Annotated in this window: 17 protein-coding genes and 1 tRNA gene; 9 read left to right on the top strand and 9 right to left on the bottom strand. The window is 31.5% G+C overall.

Annotated elements, in window-relative coordinates:
• The first annotated feature begins 265 nt into the window (after window positions 1-265).
• Window positions 266-1,258, top strand: a complete 993-nt coding sequence (gene dusB / locus PQF96_RS07115; RefSeq protein WP_271765558.1) for a tRNA dihydrouridine synthase DusB — start codon at window positions 266-268, stop codon at window positions 1,256-1,258.
• Between the two features lie 19 nt (window positions 1,259-1,277).
• Here dusB and PQF96_RS07110 read toward each other — a convergent pair whose 3' ends face one another.
• From PQF96_RS07110 to rbfA, 3 genes are all read right to left on the bottom strand, one after another.
• Complete coding sequence (locus PQF96_RS07110) at window positions 1,278-1,916, bottom strand: hypothetical protein (RefSeq protein WP_109434974.1); 639 nt, start codon at window positions 1,914-1,916, stop codon at window positions 1,278-1,280.
• Between the two features lie 451 nt (window positions 1,917-2,367).
• Window positions 2,368-3,570, bottom strand: a complete 1,203-nt coding sequence (locus PQF96_RS07105; RefSeq protein ID WP_271765557.1) for an ABC transporter permease — start codon at window positions 3,568-3,570, stop codon at window positions 2,368-2,370.
• Window positions 3,571-3,770: 200 nt separating this feature from the next.
• Window positions 3,771-4,163 carry a 30S ribosome-binding factor RbfA gene (rbfA, locus tag PQF96_RS07100; protein ID WP_109434972.1) on the bottom strand — a complete coding sequence of 131 codons (393 nt, stop codon included), beginning with the start codon at window positions 4,161-4,163 and terminating at the stop codon, window positions 3,771-3,773.
• 55 nt (window positions 4,164-4,218) lie between these two features.
• Between rbfA and mce the strand changes: the two genes are divergently transcribed.
• From mce to PQF96_RS07085, 3 genes are all read left to right on the top strand, one after another.
• Window positions 4,219-4,632, top strand: coding sequence for a methylmalonyl-CoA epimerase (gene mce, locus PQF96_RS07095; RefSeq protein WP_271765556.1), 414 nt, complete (start codon window positions 4,219-4,221; stop codon window positions 4,630-4,632).
• Between the two features lie 129 nt (window positions 4,633-4,761).
• Window positions 4,762-4,835, top strand: a tRNA-Ile gene (locus PQF96_RS07090).
• 368 nt (window positions 4,836-5,203) lie between these two features.
• A complete protein-coding gene (locus tag PQF96_RS07085) occupies window positions 5,204-6,394 on the top strand; it encodes a DUF5009 domain-containing protein (protein WP_271765555.1) in 1,191 nt (396 codons plus the stop codon).
• Window positions 6,395-6,530: 136 nt separating this feature from the next.
• Here PQF96_RS07085 and PQF96_RS07080 read toward each other — a convergent pair whose 3' ends face one another.
• From PQF96_RS07080 to PQF96_RS07060, 5 genes are all read right to left on the bottom strand, one after another.
• Window positions 6,531-8,804: a TonB-dependent receptor gene (locus PQF96_RS07080; protein ID WP_271765554.1), complete on the bottom strand. Its 2,274-nt coding sequence runs from the start codon at window positions 8,802-8,804 to the stop codon at window positions 6,531-6,533.
• 73 nt (window positions 8,805-8,877) lie between these two features.
• The gene (locus PQF96_RS07075) at window positions 8,878-9,087 is read right to left on the bottom strand and encodes a hypothetical protein (protein ID WP_271765553.1); all 210 of its coding nucleotides are present in this window, start codon (window positions 9,085-9,087) and stop codon (window positions 8,878-8,880) included.
• Between the two features lie 157 nt (window positions 9,088-9,244).
• Complete coding sequence (locus PQF96_RS07070; RefSeq protein ID WP_271765552.1) at window positions 9,245-9,454, bottom strand: hypothetical protein; 210 nt, start codon at window positions 9,452-9,454, stop codon at window positions 9,245-9,247.
• 112 nt (window positions 9,455-9,566) lie between these two features.
• Window positions 9,567-10,622 (bottom strand): hypothetical protein, encoded by a 1,056-nt coding sequence (locus tag PQF96_RS07065; RefSeq protein WP_271765551.1) that lies wholly within the window; start codon window positions 10,620-10,622, stop codon window positions 9,567-9,569.
• Window positions 10,612-11,037, bottom strand: a complete 426-nt coding sequence (locus tag PQF96_RS07060) for a MauE/DoxX family redox-associated membrane protein (RefSeq protein ID WP_271765550.1) — start codon at window positions 11,035-11,037, stop codon at window positions 10,612-10,614. Before PQF96_RS07060 ends, PQF96_RS07065 begins: the two co-directional genes overlap by 11 nt.
• Before the next feature lie 461 nt (window positions 11,038-11,498).
• Between PQF96_RS07060 and PQF96_RS07055 the strand changes: the two genes are divergently transcribed.
• The gene (locus tag PQF96_RS07055) at window positions 11,499-13,265 is read left to right on the top strand and encodes a helix-turn-helix domain-containing protein (RefSeq protein WP_271765549.1); all 1,767 of its coding nucleotides are present in this window, start codon (window positions 11,499-11,501) and stop codon (window positions 13,263-13,265) included.
• Window positions 13,266-13,377: 112 nt separating this feature from the next.
• Window positions 13,378-13,536: a class I lanthipeptide gene (locus PQF96_RS07050; RefSeq protein ID WP_271765548.1), complete on the top strand. Its 159-nt coding sequence runs from the start codon at window positions 13,378-13,380 to the stop codon at window positions 13,534-13,536.
• A 32-nt stretch (window positions 13,537-13,568) separates the two neighbouring features.
• Here PQF96_RS07050 and PQF96_RS07045 read toward each other — a convergent pair whose 3' ends face one another.
• Complete coding sequence (locus PQF96_RS07045) at window positions 13,569-13,946, bottom strand: hypothetical protein (protein ID WP_271765547.1); 378 nt, start codon at window positions 13,944-13,946, stop codon at window positions 13,569-13,571.
• Window positions 13,947-14,416: 470 nt separating this feature from the next.
• On the opposite strand from PQF96_RS07045, the gene PQF96_RS07040 reads away from it, so the two are divergent.
• From PQF96_RS07040 to PQF96_RS07030, 3 genes are all read left to right on the top strand, one after another.
• On the top strand, window positions 14,417-14,833 hold the full coding sequence (locus PQF96_RS07040) for a hypothetical protein (RefSeq protein WP_271765546.1): 417 nt from the start codon (window positions 14,417-14,419) through the stop codon (window positions 14,831-14,833).
• A 50-nt stretch (window positions 14,834-14,883) separates the two neighbouring features.
• On the top strand, window positions 14,884-15,141 hold the full coding sequence (locus PQF96_RS07035) for a hypothetical protein (RefSeq protein ID WP_271765545.1): 258 nt from the start codon (window positions 14,884-14,886) through the stop codon (window positions 15,139-15,141).
• A gap of 78 nt (window positions 15,142-15,219) precedes the next feature.
• On the top strand, window positions 15,220-15,846 hold the full coding sequence (locus PQF96_RS07030) for a hypothetical protein (RefSeq protein ID WP_271765543.1): 627 nt from the start codon (window positions 15,220-15,222) through the stop codon (window positions 15,844-15,846).
• Window positions 15,847-15,852: the final 6 nt, after the last annotated feature.

Below are 15,852 nucleotides of genomic sequence, written 5' to 3'. Positions count from 1 at the left end.
ATGCGGGCTGAACCGGGCTATTCGTTATATCTTTTTATTTGTATACTTCGATAGGCTCAGCATACAAATAAAAAGGATGCCACTACTATCCCTGCCCGATGAGTTCAATTCAACTGAATTAAAATCATTTAGTCTGCAAATATAATCGATTTTAGAAGCTTTATATCATCTCTTCCTGTATTTTTAGACCTTACTTATACCTCACAGGTCTTTAAGACCTGTGAGGTATAAAAGAATTCGTATTTTTGTCAAAAAATTAATTGCTGTGGCCAAAATAGGAGATATAGATGTGGGGGAATTCCCGTTGTTATTAGCCCCGATGGAAGATGTAAGTGATCCACCTTTTCGCGCGTTGTGTAAAGAACAAGGTGCAGATGTTGTATATACAGAATTTATCTCTAGCGAAGGCTTAATTCGAGATGCTGCCAAAAGTGTAATCAAGCTTGATATTTACGAAAAAGAACGTCCTGTAGGGATTCAGATTTTTGGAGCCAATCTGGATTCTATGCTTAAATCGGTAGAAATCGTAGAGGCATCAGGACCGGATATCATTGATATTAATTTTGGATGTCCTGTAAAAAAAGTAGTAAGTAAAGGTGCTGGTGCCGGAATATTAAAAGATATTGACCTTATGGTCTCCCTTACCGAGGCCATGGTTAAACATACTAAACTCCCCATAACGGTAAAAACGAGATTGGGTTGGGATCATGATTCGATCAGAATTGTAGAAGTTGCAGAACGATTACAAGATATAGGAGCAAAGGCTATTTCTATTCATGGGCGTACCCGTGCACAAATGTATAAGGGTAATGCCGACTGGAAACCGATTGCCGAGGTAAAAAACAATCCTAGAATGCACATCCCTGTATTTGGTAATGGGGATGTTGATACTCCCGAACGTGCTATGGAAATGAGAGATCAGTATGGCCTTGATGGTGCTATGATTGGTCGTGCCAGTATTGGATATCCCTGGTTTTTTAGAGAAGTGAAACATTATTTTGAAACCGGTAAGCACTTACCTCCTCCAACATTGGATGAACGTGTGATTGCTGCACGCAGGCATTTACAAATGGCTATTGACTGGAAAGGAGAAAAATTAGGTGTTTTTGAAACCCGAAGACACTATACCAATTATTTTAAAGGGATACCTCATTTTAAAGAATATCGAACCAAAATGGTTACCAGTGACCATCCTGAAGATGTATTTGCAACCTTTGACGAGGTACAAAAAACATTTACAGGGTTTGAGTTTGTTTAATATTGATTAAAATACTTCTTTACCCATAATTATCTGTGCGTACTACTGGCGTTGGATCGTTCTCTTTAATTCTAGTTCTGCATTTCTTTTCGATATCAAAGACATTATCGATTTGAGAAATATAAATAATATCAGGTACAAAATGATTTGAACCATTCTTTCTATTTCTCATTTTTCCGGTTCTTAATTCTAATTCGAGATTACCAGAATTTCTGTTCTTCTTAATCTGTATATTCCCCGAAAACTGTTCCCAATCTTTTATTTCTATAGTTCCTTTTCTATATTTTATTAATCTATTTTCGGTTCCTACAAAGTATCCTCCCTTTTGAAAAAGCATAAACATTCCCCAAATCAACATTGCTATACCAATTATAACAAACAAACCAATAATTAGTCCTGGAAATAATAAGGGTTCTAAATTATCGAGGCTCCCTACCATTGCAGTCCCGTTAGATGTAAAATGAACTTCTTCTTTTTTAAATAATGGTCCAAAAAAAGCAACTACAAAAATACTTACAAACCCATTCCAGAAAAGAGAAAACAACAAAATTGCGATCGACTTTTTTATAGGATGATTCCTTTTACTTTTTACCAAAAAGTCTACTTGTTCTGAGTCTATAACCGTTTTAAGATCCCTGGGAATGCTACTTAAATTCATATTAAATTTTGTTTTCTACACCCAATATTACTACAAAATTGGTATTAATTACTCTAATATGTACCTAAATGACCAATAATGTTACGATACTTCTAAATATCAATGTAAACTACATAAATTCTTTACTATCCTATATGCTATAATTGCGTTAGGGATAGGAACAAGCTACCGTGTAGCGTGAATAGCCCGCTCGAACGCCCAAATCTTATAACAAGCCTAAAAGATTACATCATAATTAATAGAGTTGTCACTCTGGTGTAGACCAGAATCTATGATTTATGCTCTTAAGTAAATTCTACATACGTTGGAATGACAGGTCTTATCAATCTAGAACTTGATGATGCATTAAAAGTGTTATTTCTCACTCTAGATAATTGACCAAATAGTTATTATGAAAATTTGATTTCTAATTACACTTCGACAAAAACTCAGCATAGCAATAGATGAACCGTTAACTTACCAGTTTCTGATTAATTCTACTTGATGCCAGTAATGAAGCAATAAAACCAATAATGGTAATCGTAAAAAACACTACTACAAAACTAATCCCAGTAATGCGGGTTGGATAAGGTAAAGACGGAGTAATCATCAATAAACCAAACTGCTGTTGTAATACGATGATTATAAATCCTAGAAGTAGCCCCAGCAACGCTCCTAAAATAGTCATAAGAGAACCTTGAAACAAAAATATTTTTCTGATCCCCGCCAAGGATGCTCCAACATTGTATAGTGTTTTTACATTACTTTTCTTATCGATAATCATCATGATAATAGCTCCTGCCACATTAAACAAGGCTATGATGGCAATCAAAGTAATCACCAGGTATGAAACCAAATTTTCGGTATTCAACATTCTGTAAAGGGTCTCATTAAGCTGAATCCTGTTTTTTACAATCACCTTATGATCAAAAATAGCTCCTAACTCCTGTACTACTTTTGCTTCATCGGCTTGAGGCGCCAATTTAAGTTCGATATGGGTTACTTTATCTTGTGGTAATTCTAATAATTTGCGTGCCAAACCAGTGGTCGCAAATATGTATTTCTTATCGAGCTCATCATTAAGGCTATAAATGCCAATATTTACAGCTTTTTCTGAGCTAAATGCTTTTGATGGATCATTAGGGATGCCTTTACCGGGTTTTGGCACGTATATACTCAACAGATTGGTATAGGTCTGTTCAACCCCCATGCTCAATTCTCTACTAATTCCATTACCGGCAACTACCTGAAAATCGTTATTGGTGAGCCATTCTCCATACACCACGATACTATCAGTCTGGATGACCTCATGGTAATTACTATCAACACCTTTGATATATGCTGTTTTTTGTTTTTCTCTAAATTCTAAAAATACACGTTCCTCTACAATTTCTGAGAAGTTGATCACTCCTTCGAGTTTTGACAGTTTTTCTTTTTGGGTATCGGTAAAGGTAAATGTCTTTCCGCTTTCTGGAAAAATCTTAAGATCAGGATCAAAATAAGAAGAAAACTGAAGACTAAAATCTTTAAGACCTGCAAAACCCGATAACACCAGGAATAACGCCATAGCTCCTATCACCACTCCTGCTGCTGCAATAATCGTTATAATATTAATTGCATTACTACTTCCTGGAGAAAATAAATATCGCTTGGCGATGTATAATGAAAAATTCAATTCGCTATGGTGTTCATTAAGTTGTGAATACCTATAATGAGTATCAACTCAAAAAAGGGATACTATATTTGATTTGGGAATAAAGATAAGAGAATAAAGAGAAATGAAAATGTTATTTCTGTTACTTACCATGAATTTCCTAAAAAAGAGCACTAAAAAATTAGTTTTGATACTTAACGAACCTTTATTAAAGAATCTTTTTATTTCTTTTTACGTTTTTCCAGAAGATCAGGATTCAAAAGTGGGTTCTCTTCTCCTTTGACTGCTTTTTCTATATTAGAGATATACTCTAGAGAATCATCAATATAATAAGACACTTCTGGCATACGACGCAACTGATTTTTGGTTCGTTGCGCTACCTGGTGTTTGATTTGTGATTTTACTGCATTTACTTCTTTTAGTACTTTTTCACCTTCCTGATGCGGAAAAACACTCATATATACTTTTGCGATAGAAAGGTCTGTAGTTACTGTTACTTTGGTTACGGAAACCAAAATCCCCTGTACTCCCGCTTCACGCAATGCAAGTTGTATCACATCGGCAACATCGCGCTGCAATACTCCTGCTATTTTTTTCTGTCTGTTTGTTTCCATGGTGCAAAAATACATATTAATTGTACTTTTACCAACGTAGTTATAAATGTATATTATGAACCATATTAATAAAATAGAACATCTGGGTATTGCTGTTAAGGATATCGAACAAGCCAATACTTTATACGAAAACCTTTTGGGCGTTCCTCCATATAAACAGGAAGCTGTAGAAAGTGAAGCGGTCATTACTTCTTTTTTTAAGGTAGGTGATAGCAAAATAGAATTGCTGGCCAGTACACAGGATGATGGCCCCATCGGAAAATTTATTGCCAAAAAAGGAGAAGGTATTCATCATATTGCTTTTGATGTAGATGATATTGTACTCGAACTGGAACGATTAGAGAAAGAAGGATTTCATATCCTTAATAAAACGCCCAAGAAAGGAGCTGATAATAAGTTAGTCGCTTTTATTCATCCAAAAACCACTAATGGAGTTTTGGTAGAATTATGCCAGGAAGTTCCAAAATAAGATGCTCCCACACCCTATATAACAAGCGGTTACTACAAATAAATAGTACAAGAACATAGAATACTTAAAATAATAGAAAAAAATGTTTGGCGTGTTTATATCAAATCCTTAAATTTGCCCTCCGTTTTAGGTCCCATAGCTCAGCTGGTTAGAGCACCTGACTCATAATCAGGGGGTCCTTGGTTCGAGCCCAAGTGGGACCACCTAGTTTAAAAAAGCTGTTTCTAATAGTAGAAGCAGCTTTTTTTATGCAGTATAGTGAACTTGATGGTCTTAGTGATTGTTCACAATACTTAGTACGGATTTGAAATCTACGGTATTGGTTTTTTATATAAGATCAACTTAATATTAGTAATTTTTCAGCTTCTTTTATATCGGGTTCATTTTTTAATTTTAAAATACTAGCCATAACCTCTAACCAATGTCCCTTATCATGACTTTTATGAAATGAAGCTCCATACAATGAAGCTAAAGGAGGATAAGTAGGTAACTTTTTTTCTTTTGCAATTTTGGAAAAGATGATTGCTAATACTTCTAATTTATTTACCTTTCTGTAGTTTTAAAACAGTATATGACTGTTAAAGAGAATTTATACACTGTTAGGATAACATCTATAGATGTATTTAGAGGGATTACTATTTTTGCAATGATCTTTGTAAATGAATTGGCTGGGGTACAAAACGTGCCTTTGTGGATGAAACATGCTCTTGCTCAAGAGGATCGTATGACTTTTGTGGATATTGTATTTCCGGCATTCTTATTTATTGTAGGCATGTCCATTCCGTTCGCCATAAACACCCGATTAAAGAAGGGAGGAACTTCTATAAAGATATGGACACATACGATCAAAAGAACTATTGCGCTATTGGTTATGGGTCTTTATATGGTAAATGCAGAATACGGATATAATGAAGCAGAAATGTTTATTCCTATCGCATTATGGGGTTTTCTAGCCTATACACTTCCTATTCTGATCTGGAATCAATACTCCAAAAACTTTTCTAAACTGTTACAATACAGTTTGCAATATGGAGCCATAGGGCTTCTGATCATTATGTATTTTCTATATGTACAGGATACGGGTGAGATCGGAATGACTATAAAATGGTGGGGGATCCTGGGGCTTATTGGCTGGGCATATCTGATTACTTTTATTGTTTATTGGCTCACTAACGGTACCAAAATAGCAATGTTGATTTTCTTAATCATATGCCTAGGAGTCAATATAGCAGATGTCGCACAATGGGATCAAAAAGAAGGGTTTGCCTGGATAGGAGTTATTGGCAGTCATTTTGCGCATACTTCAATTGTCGTTGCGGGAGTCATTACATCCCTATTTTTCTTCGAAAACAACTCAAAACGTATCCTAAATCGCAATGCTATTATATTTGCATTACTTTTATTTGCTATGGGATATGGATTACGCCCGTATTTTGAAGTATCCAAAATTAGAGCAACCCCATCCTGGTGCTTATATACTGCTGGGATTTGTGTACTTCTATATTACCTATTGTATTATATAATCGAGGTAAAAAAAATAGTGCAATGGTCTAATTTTATAATGCCGGCTGCTTCAAATCCATTATTGATTTATATTATCCCTGGAATTATTTTATACCTAAATATGCTCCTCGGTATTCATATCTTACCCGAAGCATTTACCAGTGGCATTCCGGGAATCCTTTGGTCCTTGATTTTTACTATAATTATGGTATTCATTGTACAGTTTTTTAATAGGGTTCATATCAAGCTTCGTTTATAGCTATTTAGATACAATTGAATATTTCTTTTTTATAACCACTATACTAACTTGACATCTTCCTTAAACAATACATGGATATACTCAACATGTATCTCTGCATGGTGTTTATTCTCTAAACAATGAAACAATAAATGAATCAATCCTTTATATCTGTATTTCTAATCAATTTCTCCTTATATCTATCATTAAACGAATCTCCAAAATTATAGGATATATTAAGGTTAATATTTGAAAAATTGGTTCTGATATTAGTGATCTGACGTAAAGCAGTATTATCTATTACCGTTTTAATTTTTGAATTAAGACGGAATAAATCTGAATATTCTAGACTTAGAGATATTTTATTTTTTAATATATTGGTTGAAGCAGATAGTGATGTAAAGGGAAAAGTAGTCGTTCTGGATATAAAATCATATTTTGGATTATGTGTAGAACCAAAGAAGCTCAGGCTTAATTTATTTTTTAATAGCCTGGTCGAAAGAAATATATTTCCGTAAAAAGTAGCTCCAGAATTTTGTACCCCCAGACTTTCGAATTTATTATAACTGAGTCCGATATTTGTATTTGCCATTAGAACTTTAAAAAAAGTAGTATTATACCCCAATGCGACTCCATACTTTTTCACCTGTCCTATATTGTCTTTGGAGTAGATCAACACATCCCCTCTCTGAGAGATAGATTGTAATATGGCATTATCAATATTTTCATAATAGGCTTTTACAGATAGATATCCTCTATTTCTTAACGATTTACTATATCGTAACACATAATTATTTTGTGTCTGTGGACGTAAATCCTCATTTCCCCTTTCTATGACTCCTGGATTGAGTAAAATCTCATTATCATTAAGATCATACGAATTAGGCCGCATGATTCTTCTCGAGAAGGAAGCTTCTAAGTTTGATTTTTTACCTATTTTATGTTTAAGGTTTATGGTAGGTAAAAAGTAATGCAAGGTTTGATTCAGGGTTTCATTCTTATTATTAGCATATTCATAGTATAAGGATGTAAACAAAGAATATGACTTATTAAACGAAAACGAAAAATCAGAAAAAAGACCAACAATATTTTGGCGCAAGGAAAAAGGGTCATCTACAAAAGAATACTTTCTATTGATATATTTTGTTCCCACGTCTAATTTAACATCTTTCTTCAACATGTTAACACTAGGGATTTCATAGGTTATTTCTCCGGATAACTCATCAAATTGTGACTTACTTTCTAAAGCGCTTTGTTGAACTTCGTTTTCTGCTATTTGGTAAAAATCCTCTCGGGAATACATCAAATATTTACCTTTAATGTATAGTACATTCTTTTTGATTTTTTTCTCATAAACTCCATTCGCTGTAAAACGCTCATACTCATTTCCTTTATTATTAGAAAACTGTATAGGAATAGAAGAATTAGTCCTAAAGATTCCGTTAAACACTCCTTCTGCACTATTATTTACATAAGAGCCATTTAAAAACACATTATCTGTTTCTGTAAGTTCATATTTCGTCTTTAAACTTCCCCACTTCTGAATAACTTTTGGTTCTCTGAAACTTTGCTGGATATAACTTTCACCCGTTGTCAGTAATTGCCTATCTAGGTCAAAGTTTACTTCTTGTCTATTTTCCTGTTGAATAAAATACCCTTTTAAGATAAACTTATTGGTTTTAAGTGTTAATTGGGGCATATAGGAAGTAGATTTCAAAAGCACTCCTTTACCTCCTTTCAGGAATCCTTTATAATACAATTTTTCGCGTTTCTTTGTCACTATATTAATAATGCCTCCTGTAAACTCGGCACCATATCTAGCTGATGGATTATATAAAACTTCTACAATTTCCATTTCAGAAACATCTATAGTTTCGAGATCTGTTATATCAGTTTCTAAACCATCTACATAGATTTTGGCACCTCTATCGCCCTCAATAGTTACCCCTTTACTTTTATGGTATGATAAACTGGGTACTGTATTGAGAACATCGGGAGCCTTTGTATTTTTTATAAAGTTTTTTCTTTGTATTTGATATGATAATTTATTGACATCCTTTGTGATGGCTTTGCCATTGTCCTTGATAATGACCTCATCTAATTTCTGAATATCTCCTTGTAGATGAATATCAATAAGTAAAGAATTTTGCTTATTTAGTGTATAGGTTTTTTTAAAAGGAAGATATCCAAAATAAGAAGATGTAATAACAATCGAATCCTCTTCTTTTTTCAAAGTGATTCCTTCAAAACTAAATTCTCCCTTTTGATTAGTGATTCCTGAGGTTTCTTTAAGATTAGATATTATAGTCACAACAGCAGCCTCTCTGGGAATACTATCTAAAAAAACTTTCCCTGAAATTCTTATTGCTCTTTCTTGAGAAAAACTAATATTAACCAATGTAGCGAAGAATAAAAGAATAAAAATTCTCATAAGTGTTTATTATTTGGTTGAAAATAAATCCAGGGGAAAACGCAATTCTGTACTTCCTTTGTTCTATAGCATCTTATCTGTCAATCCACTCATCAGGGCCTTCTACTGATCTACCTTCTAAACAAATTCCATCTGAAGTTATATAACAACCATAATCTGATGGTGAGCAATACCCAAATGTTGCACTTTCTGAAAAATTTAATGCTTTTACCTCGTTTACTGATCCAAGACTTGCAAGTATTAACCCCATTATTACCGGGGTTATTTTTAAATAATTTTTCATCGTTATCATATTCAGAGTGAATAAAAAATCTTTAATCAAACTATATATGAGTTCTGGCCAAAAGAGTTTCTATATAGAAATTAATCGTGTCGTTTTAAAACAAAGTAGTGAGCCTTGAAAAACAAATACATCAATACTCACTACTTCATTAATCAGGTTATCTTATAGCATCAGAAATAGAATCTTCATGCCAGTGACCGTTAAGCTGTGTTCCTTCTGAAGTGGTTCCACAACTACCTCCTGGAGCACAATATCCAAACACAGGAGCCTCTTCAAAAGAAGCAGAAGCGTTTGCTTCATTTACAGAACCCAATGTTGCTAATGCTAATCCAGCTACTACTGGAATCATTTTTAAATAATTTTTCATTTTTAATTAATTTTAGATTAAACAAAATTTATAATTATACAGCTGAAATAATTCGAAATTAGTGACTAGTCATCTCAAGCAAACTATATTTGGATGCTAGTTTTAAGACAACTTATTGTAGAGTATAGGCCTGATAAAAATTGTCAAACCCCAGGACAAAGTTGTTTTCTGATTCTTGATATAGAAATCTGATATCGCTTGACCTTCTTCCATTAAAATCAAGTTTATAACTAGAGGTATAGCTCCCCTTTTTGAGATCATATTTGTCTACCATAATGTATTTTAGATTACTTGGTCTACACGAAAAAACATAGATATAGTCTTCATTAATTAGTGCAGCAGCATTAGCATAAAAAGTAGACCCTCTCTTATAGGTATATATTCCATTAAAAAAAGTGATTTCGGCTAATTTGACTTTATCAATGGTTTCAATTTCTTTAAAAAATTCACCAGAATCATTAAATACCATGACTTTACCATACTTATCAAATGGATAAACAATATGAGTATCGGTTTTTATAAATTGCCCACTATACTTAAGAGAATTTTCTAGTGACTCATCTTCATTCTTTGTCGATAGTTCTTTTTCTATTTTTGTCATACAATTACTATTTATATCTATAGTAAAAAAAGAAAAACTATGCCTTGACTTATTAACATCCTCTACATTACCAAGGCAAAAAAATCTATCATTTCCAAGTGGAATCAGATCAAAAATTTTGGTATTTTCAATACTAATATCTCTATCCTGTCCCGATGCTATATCAAATTCGAATACCTTTAATTTTTTTCTGTAGTATATTTTTTTCTTGCTTGCATAAAGCATCGATATTTGAGTAGGTAATACAGCGTTGATTTTAGTTTCTTCGATCAACGTCTTAGCATTTAGAAAAACAAAAGTATAATTCAACTTATCTCCCACATTGTTTTTTCTATCTACAAAAACTAAATGTTTATCAGATTTTACAGTAAATAAAAAGTTAGAATATTTATTATGATATTTGGTTTTGGCTGTTCTAATTTGTGCATCAGTAGCAAATACTCTATCATATTTGTTTACTATGTTTTTATATTTTTTTTCCTTAGTGTCTGGTACATTATAACTTTGAAATGTAAAGACTACAAGTACTGCAAAGCATATTTGCTTTAAAAAATTTCTAAAGTCCATAATTGGTTTTGATTTTATGATTAAGATAAATAACAGAAAGTGCCAGTAGTAAAAAGATAATATTAATGATCAGGTGATATTTGAACTCTAATCCATTTAAAACCCCCCCACAACCACACACTTCATAACGACCATATTTATATAATAGAATAATATAAATACTGAATACCAGCATACTAATGGCAAAAAGAATAACTCCTGTTTTCTTTTTATACATTAGAAAAAAGATTACTGTAAACTCAAGTGCAATAACTCCATAGGGGATGATATTAATAAAGTATTCGGGGAAAACTGCCGTTCTCGCTATATTAAATTTAAATGCATCAAGATGTAGTACTTTATAAAAGCCTGTATATGCAAAAAAAAGAATAAATACATATATCAAAAATGTTTTTAATAACTGTGCTTTAATCATATCATAATTATTTTTTGTTATACATAGTTTATATTTCACCTGTACATTGAAATCTGAAAAATGAAATCGAAGTATAGAATGATCTTTTTATCTTGATTTTCTAAAAAACTATACTCATTTATAGTATATCAGATCCATTTTCTTCTTCTCAAATATAAAGGCGAAAACTCTCTTAAAACAAAGGAAGGTGGTACTGATTCTGGAATCTGGACTTTAAATTCTGGAAAATAAGCTTATAAAATTTTTCATAATTATCTATATATCAGTCTATTATTTTGTGAAAATGATAATTCACCTCAAAATGAACGAATTACAAGCAGGTATAGCGATAAATATACTTAATCGGCATATTCAAAATTTGATCTCAAAATAATCTGGGAAATTTTCTTTTTCTAAATAACACTAATTGTTTTACATTTAGCTTTAACATGCATTTTATGTTATGTGTTAAAATTCTTAAAATGCAAATTAGATTTATGTCTGTACCAAAAATAAAGATGAGTCCAAGTTTTTGTAAAATACTATTGGTTTTTCTGGCTTTTATCGGTTTTAGAGTATATGCTCAAGATGTGTTTATTGTAACAAACAAAGATTCTCTAAACGATAATACGTATAAACAACTCTATGAAAAGTTTCACAAAAACTTAAATAAGAATAAACCATTGTCTAAAATATATGCTGAAACCTATTTATATAATGGAAAGAGAAAAAATGATAGTATCCGTATAGCCAAAGCATATAGTTTATTAAGTCAACTATATGAATATAAAGACGAGCGTAGTTTGACATATCTAGATAGTGCAATTACAATGGCAAAAAATAGTACCGAAAAAAAATTCCCAGAAATATTATACATAAAGCGTGCTATTATCTTCGAAAATCTAGGGAATTTCAAAAACTCTTTAGATGATTATCTTCAGGCTCTGGATTTTTCAAAAAAAGCAAAAAATGAACTCTATACTTATGTATTCAAACATAATATAGGGTTATTAAAAAGAAAGCTGGGGAAATACAACGAATCTAAAACCCTACTTTTGGAATGCCTGTATTATGAAGAAAAACTCGAAAAAAAAACCATAGCAGACACCTTAAATTATCTTACTACATTAAGTGAATTGGTATCCTTATATAGGCTAAATAACCAATTAGACTCATCTAAAACCCTCAATCAAAAAGGCGTTAAGTTGTCTAGGGGGAAAAAAAATGCATACCTATTTGATCTAAACGAAGGTATTCTTGATTATTATGATGGTAATTATCTAAAAGCCCGTAATAAAATAAGTAACACCATCCCAGCATTTATGAACCCTGACCCTAAATTTTATTTTGAAAACTATAATCTGATAGATGCTTATCTTCATCTGGCAAGGACTTATAAAGCTACTGGTCAATCAGAAAAGGCTATTATGTATTTTAAAAAGATAGATTCGATATCTAAATTGAACTACATCATTCATGAAAGCAGATTAGCCTATGTAGAACTAATTAATCATTATAAATCGGTAAATGACCTTTCTAATCAACTAGTTTATATCAATAAATTATTAGGTATAGATAGTGTTCTTACTCAAAATTATAGGTCAACCAATGATTTGCTACTAAAAGAATTCGACACCAAAGAACTTTTGGAAGAAAAGGAAATTATTATAGAGACAATGAATTCTAAAAACACTCAGTTTAAAAAATTAATTATTGCTTTATTTATTATTGTAGTTGGAGCTTTAGGATTGAGTTATTATCAATATCAAAAGCAAAAAATATATGCCAAAAGGTTTAAAGCCTTATTAGAGTCACCATCTATTAGAAAAAATCATAATTCAATACCCAAAAAACGCAAATCATCTAGTATTCATACTATTGACATTTCTGATGAAATTGTGAATGATTTATCAGAAAAAATAGATAACTTCGAAAAGCAACTTGACTTTTTAAAACCAGGTATAACAACAAGTAGCCTGGCACGTAAATTTAATACTAATCCCAAGTATATTTCTAAGGTAATACATTACAACAAAAAGAAAAATTTCACCTCTTACATCAATGATCTTAGAATTGACCATGTATTAGAAAAATTAAAAACGAATTACAAATTACGCAATTATACGATTAAAGCAATTTCTCAAGAAATTGGATTTAGCAATACTCAATCATTTTCTACTTACTTCTACAAAAGAACAGGGATTTATCCCTCTTATTTTATAGAAGAGCTTAAAAAAATAGAGTCTTAAAAATCAATCATTTGAGATGTTCAGTGAGTCCAGATTCCGGAATCTGGACTAGTAAAAATATAACGATCAAGTTTATCAATTATATTTGTCACAAACTCAAAACCTCTTAAAAATGAAAAAGTTACACCTTAAAAAAATCACAGTGTCAAAATTATCAAAGGAACAGTTCAAAAATATTATAGGTGGATCTAATGAATGTGATCAAACTCGAGATTTATTAGACCCAAAATGCGATACACAAGTTGGAACAGAAGATCTAATAGTAAATTAAAATATGTACCGTTTTAATTAAAGTATATTGCTTTATACCAATTTTATATCCTCTTTAAACAATATATGTATATACTCAGCATGCAACTCTGCATGCTGTTTATTTTCTAAACAATGAAAAAGTAAATGAATCAATCCATAATCCCCCAAAGCATCTCTATATTCATGCTTCTCTTTATTTTTAACCCATAAAATAAAGGAACATAAATGACCTATTTCGCCCAACTTTTGAGGATCTTTCAAACATTCCTTAAATTCATCCAGCTTCATGCGAGCATACTCATTATACTTTCTTTTACAGAAATTGTAATCAAAAGTATGTTTATACGATTGTAATTTTCGGTTTTGTATTTCATAGTTTATACCACTCATAACATAAGAATCATTTGCATTAGGTAACTGTATTATCATAGTCATACGATTTGGATTATCTATATTTTTACAAAACGTATGCCAAGTCCATAAAAAATTAACTTAACAAAAAGTGAAAATCTCTTAAAATGTGCAATTAGTGACTGATGCAGCTAGATTTGGAATAATTCCATTACAAAGTTACAAAATTTGGAATAATTCCAACATGTTCATTTCAAATATTTTTGAAATTACAGCATTTTTAAAGTCATCAAAAAAGACAGAATCCATATACAGATTTAAAGCTTGAGATCCTGATAAGAAAAATTTAACACTCCTCTAAATCATTGAAAATTAAATTCTTCTGTAATATACAGTGGTAAGAGCATCTTAAAAACTAAGGCTATGCTACAAAAAACCCTTATCTTGCCGTTGTTCTTTTTAGTCTCTCCCCATTATCACAAGAAAAGAGCAGTTATTGATAAAAGTGAATATCACTATATTTTAAAACGAACTTGCATTAATCTGACATGAGTATTTTCGAAGTAGTACGACTACTATTAGATTTTGGATTAGTTATTTTGATATGGTTAGTTCAATTGGTTATCTATTCGGCTTTTCCATATTATGGACATAAAGAACTTATGCTGTGGCATAAAAAATATACGTCAAGAATTACATTAATAGTAATCCCTTTAATGATAGGTCAATTAGTAATTAGCATCATTGAGATCTTAAAAAACACCTCGATGTTTAACATTATTATTTGCTTATCTATATACAGTATTTGGATCATCACCTTCTTTTTTATTGTCCCTATTCACAAGAAAATAAACAAAAGTCTATACACTCCTTTTGTTCTTCGTAAACTTATCAAAATCAACTGGTTAAGAACGATTTTATGGACACTGATTTTTGTATTAAGCTTGATGCAAAACGTGATTTAAAAAGAAGTATTGTTAATAAAACCTGATAAGTTTATTTTTAAAAATGACGGTTGACCGTTACATTTACTTCAGAATTTGATGCACTATGGTATGTTTTTTGGGGAAAGAACTACTATAATGAAAAAATGGGAAAACTAATCAAATCAAGAATTATGCGGTATAAAGTAATAGATGCAAAAAGTCAATATTTTGGTAAAATATTGGATTTCGAATCCTGCTCTACACTAAGTGATCTAGGAGGAGTACTGTTAAAAATTGAAAGAAACAGGGTTTCACTTTTTAAATTTAATGAAGTAGAATTGGTATAATTACAATTCTACTTCTCAACACTTTACTATAACCCTTCTGTTTCTATTTTAGTATAAAATTATATCTTTTATTACTATATGAAACAAGTACATCTCACTTATATTTTATTTTTAGTTTGGATCGTCAGTAGTTGTCAAAATGATATTACTATTGATAATATTCAAGATATTCCCAAGGTCACTAAAGAAGATAAAAGTTACGCCAATGTTTTTAGCATATTAGATGGCCATTGGAAAGGAGATTTCTTAATATTTGAAGATCAAAACCCTGTTCCCAAAGAACAACTAGAACTACAACATATTTCTTTATCCAGCATACAAAAAAGGCAACTTAAACAAATTAATAGTATAAAAGTAGAGCAAGTATACTCTTCAGAAACTCCTTATTTTCAAAAAGTAACTATTACAGATTTTTATCCCGATTCTGGACAAAAAATAGTGAGTAAAGGTGTAAATAAAATCCAGAATGGACAGATGTGGTGCGTTGTAAGAAAACCAGACGAAACTGTAATACATTCAGGAAATACTGAAGGTGATAATACTATAATTTGGGAACGCAATGAAAAAACTCCTCAAAAAATTGAGTATTTTAAAGAAACTGTCTCTGACCGGTTTTATGAAATTATAGGGTGGGGATATTACCAAAATGACAACCCTTCAAAATCACCTAAATTATGGTTCTATGCCAAATACGAGAAGCAATAGATTCTA

Origin of the sequence: Aquimarina algiphila, from assembly GCF_947494415.1 — a bacterium.
In the GTDB taxonomy this organism is placed as follows: Bacteria; Bacteroidota; Bacteroidia; order Flavobacteriales; family Flavobacteriaceae; genus Aquimarina; species Aquimarina algiphila.
Note: the sequence above shows the minus strand (reverse complement) of the source record. Positions and strands in the feature narration are given on the sequence as shown.